This is a genomic window from Mycobacterium sp. 2YAF39 (assembly GCF_052114565.1).
Lineage (GTDB): Bacteria > Actinomycetota > Actinomycetes > Mycobacteriales > Mycobacteriaceae > Mycobacterium.
The window spans coordinates 38,948-61,860 of record NZ_JBFREZ010000014.1 but is presented as its reverse complement, the minus strand read 5'-3'; the positions used below and the strand labels follow the sequence as shown (position 1 = coordinate 61,860).

Genomic DNA, 22,913 nt, shown 5'->3' with positions numbered 1-22,913 from the left:
ATCGGCTATGTGCCGCAGCTGAATACCGCCCGGGGAGAGATCGCGACCACCGACCTGGGGGTCACGCTGATGCATGAACACGTCTTCGTGTTGTCCCCCGAAATCCATGCCAACTATCCCGAAGTGTGGGGCGACGAGGCCAAACGCCAGGCCGATGCGGTCACCCGACTCAATGAACTCAAAGCGCGGGGCGTTGACACCATCGTGGATCTCACCGTCATCGGTCTCGGTCGCTACATTCCGCGCATCGCGAAGATCGCCGAGCAGACCGACATCAACATCGTGGTGGCCACGGGCGTCTACACCTACAACGACGTGCCGATGTATTTCCACTTCAGCGGACCCGACACGCCGCTGGGCGAGCCGATGGTCGACATGTTCGTCAACGACATCGAGAAAGGCATTGCGGGCACCAGCATCAAGGCCGCGATCCTCAAATGCGCCACCGACGAACCCGGGGTGACGCCCGGCGTCGAGCGGGTGTTGCGCGCGGTGGCGCAGGCGCACCGGCGCACGGGTGTGCCGATCTCGACGCACACCCACGCGGCCACCCGTCGCGGTCTCGAACAGCAGCGGATCTTCGCCGAGGAGGGTGTGGACCTGAGTCGGGTCGTCATCGGTCACTCGGGCGACAGCACCGACCTCGGCTACCTCGAGGAGCTCATCGGCGCAGGGTCCTACATCGGCATGGACCGCTTCGGCGTCGATGTCTTCCTCGGATTCGAGGACCGGGTCAACACCGTCGCGCAGATGTGCGAGCGCGGCCACGCCGACAAGATGGTGCTCTCGCACGACGCGGCGTGCCTGATGGACTGGCTGCCCGAGGACATGGTGCCGGTGGTCATGCCGAACTGGCATTACCTGCATATCCACAACGACGTCATCCCGGCGTTGAAGGAACGAGGGGTCACCGACGAACAGCTCACCACGATGCTCGTCGACAATCCGCGCCGGATCTTCGAGGCGCAGGGCGCCTACTGATGGCCGACATTCCCGCGATCGGCACGGAGTTCTCCCGCCTGGCCGGGCTGGCACCCGACGAGCCTGCGGTCAGCTGCGGTGGACGGACACTGACCCGCGGCGAACTCGACAGCTCGACCAACCGCCTGGCCCGCGCGTACGCGGCCCTCGGGGTCGGCCACGGCGATTACGTCACCATCGTGCTGCCCAATTCCATCGAGTGGATCCAGGCCGCGCTGGCGACGTGGAAGCTCGGCGCGGTCCCCCAGCCGCTGTCGGCGCGGCTGCCCGACGAGGAACTGAAGGGGCTGCTCGAGCTCAAGCCAAGGGCTCTACTCGTGGGCCGGGCCGATCCGAGCGGCGTAATCCCCAGCGTGCCAGGCGATTACATTCCCGACGCCGGACTATCGGAGGCCCCGCTGCCCGAGGCCGTTTCACCGGCGTGGAAGGCGCTGGGATCAGGTGGCAGCACCGGCAGGCCCAAGCTCATCGAGGCAGGCGGTGACAGCCGATACCCCGGTGCGCTCGCCGGCTATGGAATGGGAGCGCAGGAGGGCGACACCCAGTTGGTCGCCGTCCCGCTGAGCCATAACACCGGCATGACGGTCGCGACGATCGGTTTGTTGATGGGGCATCACCTCGTGCTGATGCCCAGGTTCGACTCCGCCGAATTCCTCCGGCTGATCACCGAACATCGTGTCTCGTTCCTCGTGGCGGTGCCGACCATCATGCAGCGGCTCCTGCCGGCATACCGAGCCGATCCCAATGCTTACGACCTGTCATCGATCCGGCGGCTTTGGCATGTCGGCGCGGCGTGCCCGCCCGCCGTCAAGGAGGCGTGGATCGATCTGCTCGGTCCCGAAGCGATCTGGGAGTTGTACGGGGGCACCGAACTTCAAGCCCTCACGTTCATCTCGGGCGAACAGTGGCTGGCCCACCCGGGTTCGGTCGGTGTGGTGGTCGCAGGCGAGATGAAGGTGCTCGACGACGACGGAAACGAATGCCCACCGGGTGTCAGCGGCGAGATCTACATGCGCCCAGCACCGGGAAGCGAACCGACCTACCGCTACATCGGCGCCACCGCGAAGCAGCGCGACGGCTGGGACTCGCTGGGTGATCTCGGGTATTTCGACGAGGACGGCTTCCTCTATCTCAACGACCGGCGCGTCGACATGTTCACCGTCGGCGGCCGAAACGTCTACCCCGCCGAGATCGAGTCGGCGCTGTCGGCGCATCCGGATGTGCTGTCCTGCTTGGTCGTCGGCGTTCCCGACGAGGATCTGGGCCAGGTGCCCTACGCCATCGTGCAGGCCGACGGGCTCGACGAGGCGTCGGTGATCGCGTTCCTGACCGACCGCATCGCCGGCTACAAGGTCCCTCGGACGGTGGAGTTCAGCGACACCCCGCTGCGCGACGACGCAGGCAAGGCCCGCCGGTCGGCCGTCCGCGACGAGATCATCTCGCGACGGCAGGCTCAGGCTCGTCGGTGACCGAGTCCCCCTGCCCTTCGGGCGGGTGGTGCCCCCAGTCCAGCGGCGAGGGATCGTTTCGTCTCTCCCAGCGCCGCAAGGCGTTACGGCACGGCGACTCGACCAACGCGTAGCTGACCGCCGCGATCGCGAACCCGAACACCACCGTCAGCAGGAGCACGATCGGCATGTGCCCGTTGAAGGCGAACTCACCGATCACCGGGAACACCATCGCCAGCGCCGCAAGGTGCCAGACGAACAAGCCGTAGGACCATCGACCCAGCGTCACCATCGTCGCGCTGCCAAGAAGTCGGTGCCGGGTGTCGGGCCGGTCCAGGACCAGCGGGGCGATCAGCGCCGCGGCCAGCACGGCTCCCATTGCGATCTTCACGACGAACTGGCTGACGGTTCCGGGGGTCAGTCCCTCCGGGCCTGCCAGCGGTGAGGCCGCCACCACGAACGCCGCGATGGCCACCAGCGCCATCGGCACCCGCCGCCGCGCCAGTCGGTGCGCCCATCCGACGGGCATGACCGTGAGCTCGGCCAGCAGCATCCCGGCGGCGAACCAGGAGAAGAACGCGGGCGGCCAGTTGAGCGGGTTGACGCCGAACGGGGCCGAGAACGGGATCAGGCCCCAGGCCAGGCTGGCCATGGCCGTGGCCGCGATGACCGGTATGCGGGCGCGCACCGGCAGCCGTCGTGCCAGCAGCGCCAGCAACGGCAGCGCGAAATAGAACGCGACTTCGACCGAGAGACTCCACATCTGGGTCAGGCCGGCGGTCAGGGTCAGCGGCACATAGATCTGGGTCAGTGTCAGGTTGGCCAGCCAGACGGTCAGATCGGCCTTCGCCTCGGGCAGCAGCGACAAAATGACCACGACGGCGACGATGTAGCCGGGCATGATGCGCACGATCCGGGACCGCAGGTAGTGGCCGGTGGGCGGGATGGGCCGCATACCGCGTGCCGCGGCGGCGTGGCCGCGCCACAGCAGGAACCCCGACAGCGCGAAGAACACGGCAACGGCGAGGTCGAACCTGCCGAAGAACCGGCCCGTGACTCCGCCGGTGTGGCCGGTCTGGAAGGCGACGTGGGTGACGACCACGCCGACCGCCGCGCAGGCGCGCATCCCCTCGACGGCGGGGAGGAACCCACGCGTGCCGCCGACGGAGCTCTCGGCGTTACCCGTGTCGGTGGTGGATTCCGTCACGACATCAGTGTGCCGGGTGCGACGAAAGACGCTGAATACGGGTACACAGGCGGCCATGGGTAGATGCATCCGGACTAAACATCGACCTTAACTTGGGCTGTTAGGGTCGTACGGGTTTGCGGGACTCACCGCAGGTGAAGGAGGCACGGTTTGAACCGCGCGGTGGCGCTGCGTATCGCGGCTTGCGGAATCATGGGCTTGGGCGCTGCCTTGTTGATAGCCGCGCTGTTGCTGTCTACCTACACCCAAAGCAAGATCGCCAAGGTTCCGCTGAACCTGGACACCACGCTGATCAGTGACGGCACCGGGACGGCGTTCGATCCCGTCTCCCTGAACGCGCAGAAGTTCGTCGTGGACCGCGATGTGCCGCTGAATCTGCAGGAGCAGATCTCGGTGGAGGCGCCGTCGAATGCGGACGTGGTGACCCTTCAGGTCGGCAGTACGCTCCGGCGCACCGATAAGCAGAAGGACGAGGGCCTGCTGCTCGCACTGGTCGACACGGTCACGGTCAACCGCCAGACGGCAGAAGCGGTGTCCAGCGAAAGCAACCCCGGCGGTGCGGTGCAGAAGCCGCGGGCCATCGACGATGACCAGCCGCCGACCAATATCGCGCTGCCGCACACCGGATTGACCTACCGATTCCCGTTCGACACCGAAAAGCGGACATATCCGGTCTTCGACCCGATCGCGCAGAAGGAGTTCGACGCCAACTACGACGGCGAGGAAGACGTCAACGGTCTGACCGCGTACCGGTTCAGCCAGAACGTCGGCTACGACGCGGACGGCAAGCTCGTCGAGCCGGTCAAGTACTCCTCACTGCTCGACGACGACGCCGACAGCGAGGTCACCGCGACCGCGTCGATGTGGGGCATCCCCGGCGAACCCGACGAGTCGATCACGATGACCCGCTATTACGCCGCGCAACGCACGTTCTGGGTCGATCCGGTGTCGGGCACCATCGTCAAGAAAGAAGAACACGGCTACCACTACTACGCTCGTGAGCCGCTCAAGCCCGAGGTGACCTTCGTCGACTTCAAGGTCTCCTACAACGAAGACACGGTCGAATCCCAGGTCGCCAGCGCCAGAGACGAGCGGGACCGGGTGGGGTTGTGGGGTCGCATCCTGCCCATCTCGTTCATCGCCATCGGCCTGGTGTCCCTCGTCGGTGGTGCACTGCTGGGCTCCTTCAGCCTGCGGGCCGAGTCCGCACTCATCGATCCGGGACTCGACGAGGCCGACCACAGCTTCTTCGACACCCAGGGGATGAAAGTGCCGGGGGCGGAGGCCAAGACCGAGAAGCTGCCTGCGCAAAAGCCGACCGATCTGCCACCGGACAGACCGGTCTGACCGCGCGCTTTTCAGCGCCCACCCGGGCGCGATCACTGGTTGCGCCCGCCTACGCGCTGGTGCTGTCCCTGGCCGTGACCGCGCCACTGTTCGCGCCGGGTTATCTGCTGCTTCGCGATGCGGTGTCGACTCCGCGCTCGTATCTGTCGGATGCCGCGCTGGGGCTTTCGGAGGCTGCGCCCCGCGCGCTGCCGCAGGATTTCGCCGTGGCGTTGGCCTCGACGCTGATCGACGGCGGGGTGGCCGTCAAGCTGCTGTTGGCCGCCGGGCTGTGGCTGGCGGGCTGGGGCGCGGCGCGCCTGGCGGCAGCGGTACTGCCGGACACGGGCCTGGCCGGCCAGTGCGTCGCCGCGACGCTCGCGATCTGGAATCCGTATGTCGCAGAGCGCCTTCTGCAGGGGCACTGGAGCTTGATCGTGGGCTACGGGTGTCTGCCGTGGGTGGCGACCGCCATGCTGCGGTTGCGTGAGCCGCGACCGGGGTGGACCGATGTGGGCGCGCTGGTGTTCTGGATCGCCCTCGCAGGGTTGACGCCCACCGGGCTGATGCTCGCCGCCACCGTCGCGCTGGCGTGCGTGTTCGCACCGGGTGCGGGCTGGGCACGGTGGCGGTGTGCGGCGGTGACGCTCGGCACCGCGCTGGCCGCAGCGCTGCCGTGGCTGACCGCCGCGGTCGTGGCGAGTTCGTTGGCGCCGTCACAGGCCGAGGGGGTCGCGGCGTTCGCGGCGCGTGCCGAGCCCGGCCTCGGCACGCTCGGGACACTCGCCAGCCTCGGCGGGATCTGGAACAGCGAAGCCGTACCGTCATCTCGCACAACGCTTTTCGCTATTGCCGCAGCGATCGTACTACTCGGTGTGGTCGTGTTGGGGTTACCGGTAGCAGCTCGCCGCCCGGCCGCCGTGCCATTGCTGTGCCTTGCCGCCCTTGCGATCGTGGTGCCCGCGGTGATGGCGACCGGCCCCGGGTTGGCAGCCGTCGAGGCAACGGTGCGAACACTGCCTGGGCTCGGCGTGCTGCGCGACGCGCAGAAGTGGGTCGCGTTGGCAGTCCCCGGTTACGCGCTCGCGGGAGCGGCAGCGGTCGTGACACTGCGGCAACGACTTCCGGCAGCCGCAACGGCCCTCATCTGCTGTGCCGCACTGATCGCCACGCTGCCCGATCTTGCGTGGGGGGTGGGCGGCAAGGTCGCGCCGGTGACCTACCCGTCGGGGTGGGTGTCCGCCGCGTCGATCATCAACGCCGACCCGCGCCCCGTCGCCGTCCTGCCCGTCGACAGCATGCGGCGCTTCGAGTGGGCGGGCGATGCGCCGGTGCTCGACCCGTTGCCGCGCTGGGTGCGGGCCGACGTGTTGTCGACCGGCGACCTGTCGATCGGCGGCAGGACGGTGCCCGGCGAGGGTGAACGCGCCCGCGCCGTGCAGCAGATGTTGTTGGACGGCGCCGATCGCGACCAACTGGCTGACGCCGGGGTGGGCTGGGTGGTCATCGAATCCGGCGGCGCCGCAGATACTTTGGCGCTGCCGGTCGCCTACCACGACGATGACCTCACGCTCTACCGCGTGGGCGGTGACCTACCCCATGCGCATGGACGCGGCATCATGTTGGCAGCGCATCTCGTCTGGCTGGCGCTGCTGCTTGGCGGGTTGGCGGCGTTGATTGGTCGAGCCGCGACGAGAGCTAGACGACGCCGCTGACCGGTGTGCCTGCGTTGACGGCGTCCAACACGGTGCGCATCGCGTCGGTGCTCTGCCGCCACGAGAACTCACCGCTGCGCACTACGGCCTTGGCGCCGAGCTGGTCGCGAAGCACCGGATCGGTCAACAGATCCGCGAGCGCGTCGACGAGACCGCCGCGATCGTCGACAAGCAGGCCGGTGACCCCGTCGACGATCGAATCGGTCAGCCCGCCCGACGACCGGTAGCCGATCGTGGGCACACCGTGCTGGCCCGCCTCGATCACGGCCAGCGCCCAACCCTCTTTGCGCGACGGCAGCACATGGACCCAACACTGCTGCAGGACATCGTGTTTGGTGACCTCGTCGACGTGTCCGTGAAACGTCATCGCGTCGGAGATCCCCAGCAACTCGGCGTGTTCCACCAGGCGCTCGTCCCACCAGCCACCGCCGAGCACATCCAGGTGCACGTCCGGAATTCGCGGGCGCAGTTCGGCGATCGCCTCGAGTGCGTCCTCGATCTGCTTGTGCGGTACCAGACGGGACAACACGACGACCCTGGGCGTCGCCGACCGCGGCGCGGTCAGGCTGGCAGGCGGTGCCTCGTCGAGACCGTTGCGCACGACCGCGATCCGGCCGGGATGCACACCGAGCGCGGACAGATCCCGCGCCGACGGCAGCGACACCGTGACGTACTGATTGCGGCGGTGAAGCCACGGCGACAGTCGCGACTCCACGAACCAGCCGAAGCGGCCGAGCACGGGACCGGCGACGGGCCACTGCTCGCGATGACAATGATGTACCAGCACGGCGACGCGGCGCCCGTAGGCAAGTCGCGCGAGGAACGGAATCCCGTTCTGGGAGTCGATCACCACGTCGGGACGGACCTTGCGCAGCGGGCCGAGACCGATACGGGCGAGAACCATCGACAGCCCCGCCCAGACGTAGATGGAGTAGGAGCCGCCGCCTCGGCTCACGCGCACCCCGTCGACGATCTCGCGCCGCGCCGAACCCGGGTAGCGCGCGGTCCGCAGGGTCACATCGACACCCGACGCCGCGAGTTGCGCGCCGATGCGCTGCAGATACGTCTCGCTGCCGCCGCCTTGCGGGTGGCCGGTATCGCGCCAGCACAACAGCAGCACGGAGCGAACACCTCGGTCGGACATCCCGTTCACACTAGCTGCTGGTTAATGTCCCCTGATGGCCGTTACCGACCTCTTCGCCCGCCGGGCGACGCTGTCGCGGTCGGTGCGACTACTGCGGGAGTTCCGGTACGAGCAACCCGATCCGGCGCGGTTCTACGGCGCGCTCGCCGACGACACCGTCGAGCTCGTCACCGATCTGTGGTGGGCGCAATCCCGTGTCGCGCCGACGGGCCGCACCCTGCTCGACGTCGGCGGCGGGCCGGGCTACTTCGCCGCCGCCTTTGCCGGCGCCGGTTTCTCCTACATCGGGGTCGAGCCCGACCCTGCCGAGATGCACGACGGACCTGCCCACAACGACGGCACAGCCACCTACGTACGTGCCTCGGGGCTGGCCTTGCCCTTCGAGGACGACAGCGTCGACGTCTGCCTGTCCTCCAACGTGGCCGAGCATGTCGCTGCGCCATGGCAGCTGGGGCGCGAGATGCTGCGCGTCACCAAACCGGGCGGGCTGGTGGTCCTGTCGTACACGGTGTGGCTGGGTCCGTTCGGCGGACATGAGACGGGGTTGTGGCATTACCTCGGCGGACAGCAGGCCGCGCAGCGTTACACCCGAAAGCACGGCCGTCCGCCCAAGAACAACTACGGCTCGTCACTGTTCGCGGTCTCGGCGGCCGACGGCCTGCAATGGGCGTCCGCCACCGGTGCTCTGGTCGCCGCATTCCCGCGCTACCACCCGCGATGGGCATGGTGGATGGTGCGTATTCCGGTGCTGCGGGAGTTCATGGTCAGCAATGTCGTGCTGGTCCTGCGGCCACCGACTGCAACAGGTTCTACTTTCCAGGGTTCGTAGGTAGTGTGACGGTCATGACACAGACCGTCAGTTTCAAGACCGAGTGGGACAAGCTTTTCATCGGTGGCAAGTGGGTCGAGCCCGCCTCTTCGGAGGTCATCGAGGTGCACTCACCCGCCACCGGCGAGCTGGTGGGCAAGGTTCCGCTGGCCACCGAAGCCGACGTCAACGCCGCATGCGCGGCGGCCCGCAAGGCATTCGACGAGGGCCCGTGGCCGCATATGAAGCCGCAGGAGCGTGCCGCGATCCTGGCCGCCGCGATCAAAGGCATGGAAGACCGCGCCGAGGAACTGAAGTATCTGCTGGCCGCCGAGACCGGGCAGCCGCAGACGATCGTCGACATGATGCAGTACGGCGCCGCGATGTCGGCGTTCCAGTACTACGCGGGCGCCGCCGACAAGTTCCACTGGCGCGACATCCGCGACGGTGTCTACGGCCAGACGCTGGTGATCCGCGAGCCCATCGGTGTGGTCGGCGCCGTCACCGCGTGGAACGTGCCGTTCTTCTTGGCGGCCAACAAGCTCGGCCCGGCCTTCCTCGCGGGCTGCACCGTGGTGCTCAAGCCCGCCGCCGAAACGCCGTTGTCGGTCTTCGCGATGGCGGAGATCTTCGCCGACGCGGGTCTTCCCGAGGGTGTGCTGTCGATCGTGCCCGGCGGCCCCGACACCGGGCGAGCGCTGACGTCCAACCCCGAACTGGACAAGTTCACGTTCACGGGCAGCTCCGCGGTCGGCAAGGAGATCGCCAAGATCGCCGCCGAGAAGCTCAAGCCGTGCACACTCGAGCTCGGCGGCAAGTCCGCCGCGATCATCCTGGAGGACGCGGACCTGGACTCCACCCTTCCGATGCTCGGCTTCTCGGGTGTGATGAACAGCGGTCAGGCGTGCGTGGCCCAGACGCGCATCCTGGCGCCGCGCTCGCGATACGACGAGATCGTCGAGAAGATCGCGAACTTCATCTCCGCCATGCCCGTCGGCCTGCCCGACGACCCCAACGCCGCGATCGGCCCGCTGATCTCCGAGAAGCAGCGTGAGCGCGTCGAGGGCTACATCAAGAAGGGTGTCGATGAGGGCGCCAGGATCGTCACCGGCGGAGGTCGCCCCGAGGGTCTGGACGGCGGTTGGTTCGTGCAGCCGACGGTGTTCGCCGACGTCGACAACTCGATGACCATCGCGCAGGAGGAGATCTTCGGGCCCGTGCTGGCGGTGATTCCGTACGACACCGAAGAGGACGCCATCCGGATCGCCAACGATTCGGTCTACGGCCTGGCGGGCAGCGTGTGGACGACCGACAACAAGAAGGCGATCGAGATCGCGGGCAAGATCCGCACCGGCACGTACGCGGTCAACATGTACGCGTTCGATCCGTGTGCTCCGTTCGGCGGATACAAGAACTCCGGCGTCGGACGCGAGAACGGCCCCGAGGGCATCGAGGCGTACGTGGAGCCAAAGAGCGTGCTGCTGCCGTTCGGCTACACACCCGAGGACTGATCACAGGAAATATGCTCTAGACCATAATTCCGGCTGCTGCCTGCACCTGCGGGCAGCAGCCGGAATCATGTCGGAGCAGCGGTTCACCTGCTGTTTACGATGATGTGGCTGTGACGCGGAATACATTTGTCGCGCCAGGGTGTTATCTCTTTTATGATGCTCATCATAGGTAGGGAGGTACGCCATGTGGATCGTTGAGATCAACATCGCTGGCCGTCGATTCGTCCACGAGGTGCACACCCGGCGACCGTCCTTCAAATTCAGCCCGCGCAGCTTCGGCTGGCGTCAACCCCAGCTCGAGCAGACGCGCGCGGCCTGATCGCAACGTTGGAGGTTGTTCTGTCTTCCACCGCGACCAAACCCGCCAAGCGGGGGTCCACCCGCACCAGCATGTTGATCAGCGCCGCCGAGGTGCTGCGCGAACGTGGTGCGGCGGGTGTCACGATCGACGAGGTGCTGGCCCGCAGTGGCGCACCCCGCGGATCGGTCTATCACCATTTCCCCGAAGGCCGGAATCAGATCCTCGCCGAGGGACTGCAGTATGCCGGTGAGGCCATCACCGAAGTCATCGACGAAGCCGCCGTCAACGGTGGCATGTATCTGGTCAGGAAATTCGTCGTCTTCTGGGAGGAACTGCTCGTCGAGAGCAATTTCACCGCGGGCTGCCCGGTGGTCGCCGCCGCCATCGGCTCGGCCGACGAAGAAGTGCAGCTGACCACCGTCGCGGGCCGCATCTTCGGTCACTGGCGCGACGCGCTCACCCGCGCCTTCGCCTCCGACGGATTCGGCGACGCCGATGCCGCCTCGTTGGCCACCATGTGCATCGCCTCTCTCGAGGGTGCCGTCGTGCTGTGCCGGTCGACGCGCAGTGTCGATCCGTTGCGCGATGTCGCCGACCAGCTCGAGTTCCTGATCAAGTCAAGGGAATTCGTGCATCGCTACGGCGTTCCCACCGCGCACACACGAAATCGCGATTGACCGCCGACTCCACCAACGCCCATTCCGACCGGATCGGCAGCACCGGAGATCCCCCGCCCAATGAACATGGCGCGTAGCTGACGATCATCTCGTCGATCAGACCTGCCGACGCGAACTGTGCTGCCACCTCGCCGCCACCGACCACCCACACATCCTTGCCTGCCGCGGCGGCGATCAACTGCGGATGCAGCTGGCGCACATCGCCATCGAAGGTCCGCACCGGATGTTCCCCGGCGATGATGTGCGGGCGGTGCGTCAGTACCCACGACGGTTGCTCATACATCCACGCCCCGGGCTGGTTGCGCACCAACCACTCGTAGGTCGACGACCCCATCACCAGTGCCCCAACGGATTTGATGAATTCGTCGTATCCGAACGCACCGTTGGAATCGATGTCGCGTGACGTCAGCCAATCCAGACTGTCGGCGTCGTCGACGATATAGCCGTCCAGACTGGAAGCGGTGTAATAGACAGTGGACATACGTTCTACCTTTCGCGTGCCTTGATCATCCATTCGAGCGGGTCGCCGTGCCCGGTGCGGATCCCGTGGTGGGCCAGCATCTTCCGGGCAAGTCCGCGGCGATGCGCGGAGTAGGTCAGGACATGCGCGACGATGCCGTAGAGCTGAAATGACTCCGGCGGATCGCACAGGGCGTCGATGACGGTATCCCCCATCCGGCCGGCGGCCGAGTAGTCCGAAATCATTGCGCTCCAGCGCTTTGCGATATCTATGTGATGCTCGGCCAGCTGCTCCGCGGTGCAGGACTCGGGCTGCGTCGCGGCGCGCTGCGGAAAGTCGCGCCCCTCGATCGTCGCCAGCCACACCTCCTTGGACCACACGATGGCACCGAGGACCGCACCGACACTGGGTTCTGGTCCGTCCCACTCGAGAACCTGCTGTCCGGGCGAGATACCTTCTGCCCATTGCTCTTTGGACAAGGCACACGCCTGCATGATCAGGTCGGTGGTGTCGGCCACGTCGTGGGCCACCAACAGCGCGGAGACGTCGGGCGATTCACCGGCATGGCCGTCGCTGTCGAGCCAGAGCGAATGCGGGGGATGGAAGTGCAGACCGTTCGGCGCGGGCAGCCGGAAAGCGGTGTCGGCGGCACGCGACGGCGGCACGCCGAAGCTGCGGCTGAACGCGCGGGAGAACACCTCGGCCGACGACCAGCCCTCGTCGGCGGCCACCGCCGACACCGCCTCGCCCTCCTTGAGTCGCCAGGCCGCGCGCTCGAGCATGATGCGGCGCCGCAGCGCGGCAGGCGACTCCCCCGTCAGCCGTCGCACCTCCCGCGAGAAGTGAAACTCAGACGCAAAACTGCTGCGTGCCATCTCGCCGACGCCGGTGTTGTCGGCGTCGACGACCGCATCGAGCAGTTCACGTAGTCGGTCGCGATGAGATCCCTCACTCACGGTGATCGAGTATGGTCTCCCCGCCCTCGACAAGGACATGACAATTCCTGCTGCGGTGGGCGGCGCTAGTGTCGTGTCCAGTGACTCAATTCGATGCGCTCTGCGCCAATGACTCGGAGCTGGCCGAACTGCGGGCGGCGATCCGGGAGTTTCTCGCCGCCGACCGCGAGGAGTTCGGCTGGGAACCGGCGATCGACTCCTGGCTGGCCAGCTGGGACGCCGACTTCTCGGCCCGGCTGGGCGACGCCGGGTTCGTCGGCCTGACCATCCCCGCCGAGTACGGCGGGCGCGGGCTCGGTCATCTGCACCGGTACGTGGTGACCGAGGAACTGCTGGCACACGGTGCGCCGGTCGCCGCGCACTGGTTCTCCGATCGGCAGTTCGCTCCGTCGTTGCTGTCGTATGGCAGCGACGAGCAGCGCCGGGAATTCCTTCCCGTCATCGCCGCAGGCAAGCTGCATGCGGCGATCGGGATGAGTGAGCACGACGCGGGCTCCGACCTGGCCGCGGTCAAGACGCGGGCGACCCAGACCGACGGCGGGTGGACCCTGTCCGGCACCAAAGTGTGGACCAGTGGCGCCCACCTCGCGCACCGGATCGTCGTGCTGGCCCGCACCAGCCCGCTGGACCCCGAGCATCGGCACGCCGGATTCAGCCAGTTCTTCGTCGAGCTGGACTCACCCGGCATCACCATCGACCCGATCGTGCAGATGGGCGGCGAACACCACTTCAACGAGGTGACGTTCGACGAGGTGTTCGTCGCTGATACCGACGTGCTGGGCGCCATCGGCGACGGCTGGCGACAGGTCACCTCCGAGCTGGGCTTCGAACGCAGCGGACCCGAGCGCATCCTGTCCACGGTCACGCTGATCGTCGGCGCCATCAAGGCGTTGCCGGGCGACGTCGACGACGGAACCGCCGCGGCGGTGGGTGAGCTTGTCGCCCGGATGATTTCGCTGCGGCAGCTGTCGATCTCGGTGGCCCGTGCGCTTGCCGCAGGTGAGGACGCGGCGACCCGGGCGGCGTTGGTGAAGGATCTCGGCACCCGCTTCGAACAGGATTCCGTCGAGCTGGCCGCCGATCTGCTGGACCGCGTGGACCGTCGAACACCTGAAGCCGCACGGCTTACCGACCTGTTGGCCACTGCACGGTTGCACTCACCGCTGTTCACTCTGCGGGGCGGTACCAACGAGGTGTTGCGGGGCGTCGTGGCGCGAGGGTTGGGTGTGCGATGAACGAACTGGAGCAACTCGTCGCCGACCTGGGACAGCGCTCGCTGGAGGCCAGACTCGACCGGCCCGGTTACCCGGACACCTTCGATGAACAGTTGTGGCGAAACCTCGAGGAGACCGGACTCAGCCGGCTGACCTCCACCGAGGACGCCGGGCCCGCGGAGGCGGCCACCGTGTTGACCGGTCTGGCCCGGCATGCGGCCGCGGTGCCCATCGCCGAAACCGACCTGCTGGCAATGTGGCTCGGCGAGAAGGCGGGTGTGACGGTCCCCGATGGCGGTCCGCTGACCGTCGTGCTCGCTGATGCCGAACTACGCGACGGCGTCCTCACGGGAACCGCGCACGATGTGCCGTGGCCGGACTCTGCGATGGTGGTGCTTGCCGCCAGAACCGCCGACGCCCTTCATGTCGGGCTGATCGCCGACCCGCAGGCAGCGGTGGCGCACAACCTCGCGGCCGAGCCTCGCGGCACGTTCGCATTCGAGGTCGAGGCGGACACGACGGGGGTGCTCGACGTTGGCGTGGCCGACGAATTCACCCGGCGCGGCGCGTGGGCCCGCTGCGTGCAGACCATCGGCGCACTGGACGCCGCGCGTGACCTCACGGTGGCGCACACCAGCGAGCGCGTTCAGTTCGGGCGCCCGCTGTCCAAGTTCCAGGCGGTTCAGCACTCGCTTGCGCAGATGGCCGGCGAGATCGAACGTGCCCGCGCCGCCACCGAGCTCGCGATCACCGCGGCAACCGACTTCGGGTTCGACAGCGCCGCAACCGATTACGCGGTGACGGTGGCAAAGGTCGCGACCGGTCGCGCCGTCGAATCGGTGACCACGATTGCGCACCAGTTGCACGGCGCGATCGGTGTGACGGTCGAGCACCGGCTGTGGCTGTTCACCATGCGGGCGCGAAGTTGGATCGACGACTTCGGGACCACCACGCACTACGCGCGACGGCTGGGCCGGATCGCACTCGCCGCCGACGATCCGTGGCAGATCGTCGTCAGCTGTCCAGCACCTCGTTGACGCGCGCCTCGACGTCGCCGCGATCACCGAAGTCGCCGAGGTCGATGCCGAACCGTTCGGTCAGGGCGGTCAAGACGCCAGCGGCCGTCGCGAACCGGATCCGTTCGGTGTCGCCCGAGCTGTGGATCGCAAGATTGCGGCCGCGCAGATTCCAGCGGGCGTCGCCGGTGACAAGCGCCACCGATAGTCCGGTGACGAAGCCCGACCTCGGATGCGTTGACACATACCAACTTCCGACTTCACGGTCGATCTGCGGAATCGGACGCGACGAGAAGGTGTAAAGCGCCTGCCACTCGTCTCGGATCTGTGCCTGCAGAACGTATCCGTCGCTGTGGTGGAGGACTCGGTAGGGCTCGTGCCGGGTGGGTTGTATCGTGCCGACTTCCAGGCGGATGGGCGACGACAGGGTCTGGCCCCCGAATCCGACGTCGACCAGCCATCGTTCGTCGGCACCCGGCACCGTCACCGACAAGGCCTCGTGCGTCTGCGCGGGCAGGTCACCTGAAGTGTTCATCCACACCACGCGCCCCCCGAGGCGCTCGACCCCGAAACCCAACTCCGCCAACACATATCCCATGACACCGTTTTGTTCGTAGCAGTAGCCTCCGCGACGGCGATGCACGAGTTTGTCGGTGAGCGCGAGCACCCCGAGGTCAGCGACCGGGATGCCCATCACAGGATCCAGGTTCTCGAACGGAATGGCGCCGTTGTGCGCCGCGACGATCGCGTGCAGCGTCTCGAGGTCGGCTGCCGCCTGCCCGGTGTATCCGACGCGGTCGAAGTAGGCGGCGAGGTCTGTCATGTGCAATATCCTGCGGCCTCAACGGCAGTTGAGGTCAACTTTGCGCACGGATTCCTAGGGACGCCCGCGTGACGGCGTCTGCGCCGCAACACCGTGCCGCAACGGAGTTCCTGGCTCGGCCGCTGTCGACTCCTGCACCGGGGATCCGGAGGGTGTCTTCGCGGCACCGGGCGTACTAGCAGGATCACCGGGAGAGGGTTCGGCTTCGTGCTCGAAAAGCCTGCGCAACGGACCCTCTTCGAGCATCCGGATGCGGTGTCGGATTTCGTTGAGCGGCATCTGGTCGTAGTCCGGTAGTGGCAGTTCCATTACCACCGGTTGCCCACCGCGGCCCAGCCGAAAACCGTCAGGTGCCGGTCCACTTCGGCGCGCGCTTCTCGGCGAAAGCGATCGCACCTTCCTTGGCGTCGTTGGACATGAAGACCGGTGCCAGGATCTTGGTCTGCTTGGCCCACATCTCCTCGGAGTTCCAGTCGCGCGCCTCGACGATGATGCGCTTGGTTGCGGTGACCGCAAGCGGGCCGTTCGCGGTGATCGTCTCGGCGAGCGCGATCGCGGCGTCCAGCACCTTCCCAGGCTCCGCGACCGCGTTGACCAAACCCAGTTCCTTGGCCCGCTCGGCGGACAACCGCTCTCCGGTCAGCGCCAGCTCCATCGCGATCGCGGGAGGGATGCGCTGCGGAAGCCGCAACAGTCCGCCGCCGCCGGCCACCAGGCCGCGCTTGACCTCGGGGATACCGAACGCGCTTTCCTTCGACGCGACGATCAGATCGCAGGCAAGCGCCAGCTCCATGCCGCCGGCGAGGCAGAAGCCCTCGACCGCCGCGATGAGCGGTTTGACCGGCGGCCGCTCGGTGAATCCCATGCCGCGGCCCTCCACGACGACGTTCTCGCCGCGCGCGAACGCCTTGAGGTCCATCCCCGCGCAGAACGATCCACCTGCGCCGGTCACGATCCCGACAGACAGCCCGGCGTCGCCGTCGAGACGGTCGACCGCGTCGGCCAATCCGCGACTCACCTCGGCGTTGACCGCGTTCTTGGCTTCGGGACGGTTGATGGTGATGATCAGAATCCGGTCACGCTGCTCGACCAGGACGGCTTGTTCACTGTTGTCAGTCACGCGGCTGATCGTAACGGCCGCTCCGGCCCTGCGGTTTGGCGATCAGGGCTTCTTGTTCCCGTTGCCGTGACCGTTGCCTTCGGGTTTCTTTTTAGGGGGCCGCTGCGGCTCGTCGGCCACCGGAACCGGGGCCGGCGACGGCGGCGGCGCCGAACTGAGCGGGGGCGGAGGTGGCACAGCGGTGCTGCTGACCGGCTGCGGTGGCTGGGTGGTCGACGAAGGGTCGAGCGCCAATGCCAACGTGGCGACGAGGAGTCCGATGAACGCGGCCGCGGCGAGAACCAGCTTTAGTCGCCGGGTCATCGGTCTTCGAGTCCGTCGCGGTGGTACGAGGTAATGAGTCGACGGAGCCATGGGCGGCGCGAGCACCTTGGTAGCCGGCCGTGAAGGTGCCGCGACTCCCCCGAGGGCGCTGCGCATCTCGAGGGCATTGCGGAAGTTCGTTAGTCCGTCCCGGGACATCGCGCGATTGATGACCGCGGCCAGGGTGGGGTCGACGTCGGGCCGCACCGCCTCGATCGGCGGAGGCGGATCGTCCACTATGGCCCGCATCAGCGACACGGGGTCCTCCTGAGGAAACGGGCGTCGCCCGCTGAGCGCTTCGTGCGCCATCACCCCGACGGCGTACAGGTCGTCCTCAACCGACGCGGGCGCGCCCGCCATCCGGCGGGGACTCATGTACTCCATCGTCCCGAGGATCTGTCCGGTCGACGTCTGTGCCGTTGCGACGGTCTTGGCGATCCCGAAGTCCGCCACCTTCATGGCGCTGCCGTTCTGGGCGAACAGGACGTTGCCCGGCTTGATGTCGCGGTGCAGGACTCCTGCTGCATGCGCGATGCCTAGCCCGCCCAGTACGTCGTCGAGCATCGCCCGGACTCGGTGCTGGGGCATGGGACCCATTGCGATCTCGTCACCGAGCGTCCGTCCCGGTAGCCGCTCCATCACGATGAACGGTGCGCCCTTGTGCTCGCCGTAGTCGTGCACCGCCACGATGTTGGGATGATTCAGCGAGGCTGCGGCCCGCGCCTCGGCCTCGAATCGGCGGCGCGCGTCGGCGTCGGCACTTGCGGTCGGATAGAGCAGCTTGATGGCCACCGCCCTGTTCAGCCGCATATCCCAGCCATCGTGGACCTCGGCCATTCCGCCGGCGCCCAGCAGGCCCCTCAGCTCGTATCGGCCCGCAAGTGGTTCGCGGCCGTTCATGGCCGATAACGTAGCCCGATAGGCCCACCGTCAAACCCGTCGGGGCTGATCATTAGGCCTTGGCCGTCCAGTGCGGTAAACTAGAACACGTTCTAATTCCTGACCCCAGGGGGCAGCGTGACCTCGACCGATATCGAACCGTCGGAGCTGACCAAGTGGGATCCGGGTCTGACCGAGCGCGTCATGGGAATCTGTCGGCCCTTCCTCAAGCGCTATTTCCGGTCCGAGGTGCGCGGGCTCGAGAACGTCCCCGCGGGCGGCGCACTGCTGGTCTGTAATCACTCGGGCGGAATGCTGCCGATGGACGTCCCGATCCTCGCGGCCGACTTCTACGACCACCACGGCTACGACCGTCCGCTCTACACGTTGAGCCACGACATGTTGTCGGTCGGGCCGACGGGCGAGTTCTTCAAGAAGATCGGCTACATCAGCGCCAATCACGAGAACGCCGATGAGGCGCTGCGCTCCGGCGGTCTTGTCGTGGTGTTCCCCGGCGGCGACTACGACGTGTACCGGCCGACGTTCACCGAGAACGTCATCGACTTCGGCGGCCGCACCGGCTACGTGAAGGCCGCCCTGAACGCCGGGGTGCCCATCGTGCCTGCGGTCGGTATCGGCGGCCAGGAGACCCAGATCTTCCTCACCAGGGGGACCTGGCTGGCCGAGAAGCTCGGGCCGATCGCTCGCCTGGCACGCACCAAGATCGTGCCCGTGTCCTTCGGCTTCCCGTTCGGGCTGTCCCTGGTGGTTCCGCCCAACATTCCGCTTCCGTCCAAGATCGTCATGAAGGTGCTGCCGCCCATCGACCTCGTCGCCGAGTTCGGTGAGGACCCCGACGTCGACGAGATCGACGCGCACGTGCGGCACGTGATGCAGCGCGCGCTCGACGATCTGGCGGGCGAACGCCGACTTCCCGTGCTGGGCTGATCTGGTTTTGAATGGCGGCCCTGCGGCTATCAAGGTCTTCTATGAGTAAGCGTCGCCATCCGTTGCTGCGCGCGATCGCAGAACTTGTCAACGCCGCCAACGGTGTGCAGCCCCTCGGCCGCGAGGGTTACGTCACGCTTCCGGCGTTCGCGTTCGGCTGGCCGACGTCGGAGATGTCACCGGTGTACATGGGTGTCTCGATGCTCGATGCCGTGCGCCGAGGTATCCGCGGTGACTTCCGTGGCACGTGCGGGCGGATCGCTTTGGTGCTGACCGCAATTGCGTGGGCACTGCTGTACCTGATCCATCGCCGAAACGTCTCGTCACAACCGCATTTCGAGGAGCCGCTGCGCGAAGCGCTTGGTGAGGACTACGAGCAGATCGCGAACCAATCGCCGGCGAAGCGGCGTCGCGCTCAGATCGGCGTGTGGCCCACCGACCTGGTCCGGCGGCGCTACGTCGAGAAGGCGGGCACCGTGCAGTACGGCCCGCACCGCAAGGTGAACCGCGCCGACATCTGGCGCCGCGCCGACCTGCCGCGGGACGGGAAGGCCCCCGTGCTTCTGCAGGTGCCCGGTGGCGCATGGGCGATCGGGATGCGGCGGCCACAGTCCTATGCCCTGCTGAGCCATATGGCCGAGCGCGGCTGGGTGTGCTTGTCGATCGACTACCGCGTGAGCCCCAAGAACACGTGGCCGGATCACATCGTGGACGTCAAGCGGGCCCTCGCGTGGATCAAGGAGAACATCGCCGACTACGGCGGAGACCCGGATTTCGTTGCGATCACCGGCGGTTCGGCGGGCGGCCACCTCTCATCGCTGGCCGCGCTGACACCCAACGACCCGCAATGGCAACCGGGATTCGAGGATGCCGACACGTCGGTGGTCGCCGCGGTGCCGATCTACGGGCGTTACGACTGGTTCACCGGGACGGGCTCCGGCCGCAAGGAGTTCATCGCGTTCCTGCAGAAGTTCGTGGTGAAGAAGCCGTTCGCCGAGAACAGGCAGACGTATCTCGACGCGTCCTCCACCAAGCGGTTACGCCCAGACGCCCCACCGTTCTTCATTCTGCACGGCCAGGACGACTCGATCATTCCGGTCGGCGAGGGCCGCGAGTTCGCCGATGCGTTGCGCGAGGTGTCGACGTCCACCGTCGCCTACGCGGAGATCCCGCACGCCCAACACGCGTTCGACTTCTACTACGGGTCGCCGCGCGCGCACTACACCGCGCAGGCGGTCGAGGAGTTCCTGTCCTGGGTGCACGCCAAGGTCAAGCCACAACCGGCCGAATCGGCAATCACGCCACCGTCGGCGGAGCCGACAATCAAGTCATAGCGGCTTCGATGACCGTCAGCTGCTCGGAAAGTCCTGCAGCACGGCGGATCTCGACGAACGCGTCGACCATCGCGGCGGTCAGCTCGTGCGGATCGGTCAGCGTCGCCCCGTCGGAGAGCACCGAGATGTTGAGCTGGTCGACGTAACTCCACACCGTGATGTTGAGCCCGCTGCCCGTGGTCAGCGGACCGACCGAGTAGATCTCGGTGACCCGTGCGCCGCCGACGCGGCCGGGCTCACGCGGGCCGGGCACATTCGAGATGGGGATGTTGAGCACCTTGTTCTGCCCGTCCTTGTCCGCCAGCCAGTGGAACAGCCGCTCGGCGGGGGCGGGTGGAAAGTAGGCCGACCATCTGCTGACGAGTTCGGGTCCCATGAGGTTGTGGGTCTCCTTGGCATTCACCGCTGCGTCGTGCACGGCCTGCACCCGTTGCAGCGGGTCGTCCAGGTCGATCGGCACCACCATCATCACGCCGCTGAACCGGTTGCCGGAGATGCGGTCCTTCGAGAAGTCGAAACTGACTGGGACGGAAGCCAACAGCGGGTGGTCGGCCTTGCCGTCGTACTTGATCGACAGCTGTCGCAGGGCACCCGCAGATATCGCGAGCACCATGTCGTTGATGGTGACGCCGAGATGCTTGCCGGTCTCCTTCACGTCGGCGAGCGCGAGCGTCGTGGTGGCGAACTTGCGCTGCGCGTCGACGCGGTGGTTCATGAACGACGGCGGCGGCGTGAACGGTCGGGTCAGCTCGGGCGAGAGCTTGCGCGAACTCTGACGCACCCGTCTCAGCCCCTTCGCGGTGTAGGCCACGACGCCGGGGAACCGGCCGATGTGCCGCATGTGGTCGGCGAATGCCGTGCGCAACAATTCACCCCTGGTCGGCGGGGGGTCGCAGGCGTACGAGTCGCGATCGGCCTGCGGGCCCAGCTGCAGATCCATCCCGCGCGCAAGGAGGTTCGCCGACGCGACGCCGTCGGCGAGCGCGTGGTGGATCTTGCCGAGCACCGCGATCCGACCGTTCGCCAGACCTTCGATGAAGTACATCTCCCACAAGGGCTTGCTGCGATCCAACGGTGTACTGGCGATCCGGCCGACCGCGTCGTCGAGCTCGCGGCGGCCGCCGGGGCTGTCGACTCGGAACGGGCGGACGTGGTACTCGAGGTCGACGTCGCAGTTCTCCCGCCACATCGGATGGTGGAACTTGAACGGGACGTCGACGAGCTGATAGCAGAACGGCTCGAGCTTGTGGAGGCGGCCTTTGATGACCTCACGGAACTGGTCGATGCCGAACTCTCGACCCTTGAGCTCGGAGACGTCGATCACCGCGAGCTTGAGGGTGTGCATGTGCACGGTGGGCGTCTCGCTGTACAGCAGTACCGCGTCCCACCCGCTGAGCCTCTTCAAAAAGTGACCTCCTAACCGGAGATCCTATATAACCTTCTTCGCCCCGATGAGCGTCCGGTTTCGATGAATCTGGTTGAGGAACAACCCGATTGCGGTCGATGCCGATCCGGTGCGGGCACCGTCGATCATGTCGAACGCATGACCTGCGCCCGGAAGTTCGACGTAACCCACCACCGAATGCGATGCCGCGCGCAATTGCTCGACGAAGCTGCGCGCCTGTGCGACGGGGATGACGCTGTCACCGGTGCCGTGGACGACCAGGAACGGCGGCGCGTCGGCGTGCACGCGGGCGATGGGAGATGCCTTACGGAAGATGTCCGGATGGCGGTCCAGCTTGCGCTTGACCACGATGCGTTCCAGGAAGTCGACGAACCTGACCCGTTCCACGGTCGAACGGTCTTCCCAGTCGTAGCGCCCATAGATGGGCACCACGGCGTCCACCGACGTATCGGAGCCCTCCGGGAGTTCGGCCTGAAGCTCCGGGTCGTTGGCGGTCAGACCGGCCAGGGCGGCCAGGTGGCCACCGGCGGACGTGCCGGAGATCGTCACGAAATTGCGGTCGCCGCCGAACTTGTCGACGTTGGCGCGGGCCCACGCGATCGCCGTCTTGACGTCGGTGATGTGGGAGGGCCACGTGTGGTGCGGCGCCACCCGGTAGTCGATGGAAAGGCACACCCAGCCGAGTTCGGCCAGGTGCGACATGAGCGCGTAGCCCTGAAGCATGCGGCTGCCGTGCACCCAGGCGCCGCCGGGGATGAAGATCATCACTGGCGCGGGTTCGGCGGGCAGATCGTCGCGGCGCCACACATCGAGCAGCTGCGACGGGCGCGGCCCGTACTGCACCGACGAGCGATGGACGTTGCGGCGCTGCTCGCGCAATTTCCACAGCGGCGGCACCTTCTCGGGCGCGGGCCACTCGATGTCCAGGTCCCTGGCGTTGACAATGCCGCGCAGCGCCGACGCGGTCACTTCATTCGTGCAGTCCCTGTCTGCGCGCTTTTGCTCCGCGTCCCCGGGGCTAAGCAACGATTTCGCCGTCGCGCCCAGAAAGTCGGGAAGATGCCGATAGCCCCAGACGCTCGCCGCGGTGAGGGCACCAAGCGGCTCAAGGTGTTTGCCGATGACGGGCAGCGACGCCGACGCCACGCTCATCGCCAGCATGTAGTCCGACGGGCTCGCCTTCAGCAACCATCGAGCACGTGTCCACATTGTCGGTCCGGGGTACCGGGTTTCCGGTCGCGGATGCATTGCGCGACTGTACCCCGCAGCACAGATTCCAAACGACAACATTCGTCAGATGTCTAGTGCCCGGATCGGCCGGGTGCTTTGTGAGCCGG

Annotated in this window: 22 protein-coding genes; 12 read left to right on the top strand and 10 right to left on the bottom strand. The window is 66.9% G+C overall.

The window, feature by feature from the left end; translation table 11 throughout:
• Positions 1 to 9: 9 nt before the first annotated feature.
• Both AB4Z42_RS27090 and AB4Z42_RS27085 read left to right on the top strand, forming a co-directional pair.
• Positions 10 to 981 carry a phosphotriesterase family protein gene (locus AB4Z42_RS27090; RefSeq protein ID WP_442012333.1) on the top strand — a complete coding sequence of 324 codons (972 nt, stop codon included), beginning with the start codon at positions 10 to 12 and terminating at the stop codon, positions 979 to 981.
• The gene (locus AB4Z42_RS27085; protein WP_442012332.1) at positions 981 to 2,450 is read left to right on the top strand and encodes an AMP-binding protein; all 1,470 of its coding nucleotides are present in this window, start codon (positions 981 to 983) and stop codon (positions 2,448 to 2,450) included. The genes AB4Z42_RS27090 and AB4Z42_RS27085 overlap by 1 nt, the downstream gene beginning before the upstream one ends.
• Here AB4Z42_RS27085 and AB4Z42_RS27080 read toward each other — a convergent pair.
• On the bottom strand, positions 2,416 to 3,693 hold the full coding sequence (locus AB4Z42_RS27080) for an acyltransferase family protein (RefSeq protein ID WP_442012331.1): 1,278 nt from the start codon (positions 3,691 to 3,693) through the stop codon (positions 2,416 to 2,418). The genes AB4Z42_RS27085 and AB4Z42_RS27080 overlap by 35 nt on opposite strands.
• A 93-nt stretch (positions 3,694 to 3,786) precedes the next feature.
• Here AB4Z42_RS27080 and AB4Z42_RS27075 point away from each other — a divergent pair, with 93 nt between their 5' ends.
• Positions 3,787 to 4,983: a DUF3068 domain-containing protein gene (locus AB4Z42_RS27075; protein WP_442012330.1), complete on the top strand. Its 1,197-nt coding sequence runs from the start codon at positions 3,787 to 3,789 to the stop codon at positions 4,981 to 4,983.
• A gap of 74 nt (positions 4,984 to 5,057) precedes the next feature.
• On the top strand, positions 5,058 to 6,677 hold the full coding sequence (locus AB4Z42_RS27070) for a hypothetical protein (RefSeq protein ID WP_442012329.1): 1,620 nt from the start codon (positions 5,058 to 5,060) through the stop codon (positions 6,675 to 6,677).
• Here the strand turns inward: AB4Z42_RS27070 and AB4Z42_RS27065 are convergent.
• Positions 6,661 to 7,821 (bottom strand): glycosyltransferase family 4 protein, encoded by a 1,161-nt coding sequence (locus AB4Z42_RS27065; RefSeq protein ID WP_442012328.1) that lies wholly within the window; start codon positions 7,819 to 7,821, stop codon positions 6,661 to 6,663. The genes AB4Z42_RS27070 and AB4Z42_RS27065 overlap by 17 nt on opposite strands.
• A 34-nt stretch (positions 7,822 to 7,855) precedes the next feature.
• Here AB4Z42_RS27065 and AB4Z42_RS27060 point away from each other — a divergent pair, with 34 nt between their 5' ends.
• The 4 genes from AB4Z42_RS27060 to AB4Z42_RS27045 all read left to right on the top strand — a co-directional run bounded on the left by AB4Z42_RS27060 (position 7,856) and on the right by AB4Z42_RS27045 (position 11,118).
• Entirely contained in the window at positions 7,856 to 8,650 is a 795-nt protein-coding gene (locus AB4Z42_RS27060; protein WP_442012327.1) for a class I SAM-dependent methyltransferase, read from the top strand.
• 14 nt (positions 8,651 to 8,664) lie between these two features.
• The gene (locus AB4Z42_RS27055; protein ID WP_442012326.1) at positions 8,665 to 10,140 is read left to right on the top strand and encodes an aldehyde dehydrogenase; all 1,476 of its coding nucleotides are present in this window, start codon (positions 8,665 to 8,667) and stop codon (positions 10,138 to 10,140) included.
• A 184-nt stretch (positions 10,141 to 10,324) separates the two neighbouring features.
• Positions 10,325 to 10,459: a hypothetical protein gene (locus AB4Z42_RS27050; protein ID WP_442012325.1), complete on the top strand. Its 135-nt coding sequence runs from the start codon at positions 10,325 to 10,327 to the stop codon at positions 10,457 to 10,459.
• Between the two features lie 71 nt (positions 10,460 to 10,530).
• Positions 10,531 to 11,118 (top strand): TetR/AcrR family transcriptional regulator, encoded by a 588-nt coding sequence (locus AB4Z42_RS27045; RefSeq protein WP_442012375.1) that lies wholly within the window; start codon positions 10,531 to 10,533, stop codon positions 11,116 to 11,118.
• Here the strand turns inward: AB4Z42_RS27045 and AB4Z42_RS27040 are convergent.
• Both AB4Z42_RS27040 and AB4Z42_RS27035 read right to left on the bottom strand, forming a co-directional pair.
• Complete coding sequence (locus tag AB4Z42_RS27040) at positions 11,054 to 11,599, bottom strand: dihydrofolate reductase family protein (protein WP_442012324.1); 546 nt, start codon at positions 11,597 to 11,599, stop codon at positions 11,054 to 11,056. The genes AB4Z42_RS27045 and AB4Z42_RS27040 overlap by 65 nt on opposite strands.
• 5 nt (positions 11,600 to 11,604) lie before the next feature.
• A complete protein-coding gene (locus AB4Z42_RS27035; protein ID WP_442012323.1) occupies positions 11,605 to 12,573 on the bottom strand; it encodes a helix-turn-helix domain-containing protein in 969 nt (322 codons plus the stop codon).
• A gap of 41 nt (positions 12,574 to 12,614) precedes the next feature.
• Between AB4Z42_RS27035 and AB4Z42_RS27030 the strand changes: the two genes are divergently transcribed.
• Together AB4Z42_RS27030 and AB4Z42_RS27025 are read left to right on the top strand one after the other, a co-directional pair.
• Positions 12,615 to 13,769 carry an acyl-CoA dehydrogenase family protein gene (locus tag AB4Z42_RS27030; protein WP_442012322.1) on the top strand — a complete coding sequence of 385 codons (1,155 nt, stop codon included), beginning with the start codon at positions 12,615 to 12,617 and terminating at the stop codon, positions 13,767 to 13,769.
• Entirely contained in the window at positions 13,766 to 14,785 is a 1,020-nt protein-coding gene (locus tag AB4Z42_RS27025; protein ID WP_442012321.1) for an acyl-CoA dehydrogenase family protein, read from the top strand. The genes AB4Z42_RS27030 and AB4Z42_RS27025 overlap by 4 nt, the downstream gene beginning before the upstream one ends.
• Here the strand turns inward: AB4Z42_RS27025 and AB4Z42_RS27020 are convergent.
• From AB4Z42_RS27020 to AB4Z42_RS27005, 4 genes are read right to left on the bottom strand one after another with little or no spacing between them, the layout of a single operon-like run.
• The gene (locus AB4Z42_RS27020) at positions 14,763 to 15,587 is read right to left on the bottom strand and encodes an arylamine N-acetyltransferase family protein (protein ID WP_442012320.1); all 825 of its coding nucleotides are present in this window, start codon (positions 15,585 to 15,587) and stop codon (positions 14,763 to 14,765) included. The two genes, AB4Z42_RS27025 and AB4Z42_RS27020, sit on opposite strands and share 23 nt — an antisense overlap.
• 54 nt (positions 15,588 to 15,641) lie before the next feature.
• Entirely contained in the window at positions 15,642 to 15,896 is a 255-nt protein-coding gene (locus AB4Z42_RS27015; protein WP_442012319.1) for a hypothetical protein, read from the bottom strand.
• 37 nt (positions 15,897 to 15,933) lie between these two features.
• Positions 15,934 to 16,716 carry a crotonase/enoyl-CoA hydratase family protein gene (locus AB4Z42_RS27010; protein WP_442012374.1) on the bottom strand — a complete coding sequence of 261 codons (783 nt, stop codon included), beginning with the start codon at positions 16,714 to 16,716 and terminating at the stop codon, positions 15,934 to 15,936.
• A gap of 33 nt (positions 16,717 to 16,749) precedes the next feature.
• A complete protein-coding gene (locus tag AB4Z42_RS27005; protein WP_442012318.1) occupies positions 16,750 to 17,910 on the bottom strand; it encodes a serine/threonine-protein kinase in 1,161 nt (386 codons plus the stop codon).
• Positions 17,911 to 18,027: 117 nt separating this feature from the next.
• Between AB4Z42_RS27005 and AB4Z42_RS27000 the strand changes: the two genes are divergently transcribed.
• Positions 18,028 to 18,837: a lysophospholipid acyltransferase family protein gene (locus tag AB4Z42_RS27000; RefSeq protein ID WP_442012317.1), complete on the top strand. Its 810-nt coding sequence runs from the start codon at positions 18,028 to 18,030 to the stop codon at positions 18,835 to 18,837.
• A gap of 41 nt (positions 18,838 to 18,878) precedes the next feature.
• A complete protein-coding gene (locus AB4Z42_RS26995; protein WP_442012316.1) occupies positions 18,879 to 20,171 on the top strand; it encodes an alpha/beta hydrolase in 1,293 nt (430 codons plus the stop codon).
• Here AB4Z42_RS26995 and AB4Z42_RS26990 read toward each other — a convergent pair.
• Together AB4Z42_RS26990 and AB4Z42_RS26985 are read right to left on the bottom strand one after the other, a co-directional pair.
• Entirely contained in the window at positions 20,161 to 21,576 is a 1,416-nt protein-coding gene (locus tag AB4Z42_RS26990; RefSeq protein ID WP_442012315.1) for a WS/DGAT/MGAT family O-acyltransferase, read from the bottom strand. The two genes, AB4Z42_RS26995 and AB4Z42_RS26990, sit on opposite strands and share 11 nt — an antisense overlap.
• Before the next feature lie 24 nt (positions 21,577 to 21,600).
• Positions 21,601 to 22,824 (bottom strand): alpha/beta hydrolase fold domain-containing protein, encoded by a 1,224-nt coding sequence (locus AB4Z42_RS26985; RefSeq protein ID WP_442012314.1) that lies wholly within the window; start codon positions 22,822 to 22,824, stop codon positions 21,601 to 21,603.
• Positions 22,825 to 22,913 lie beyond the last annotated feature (89 nt).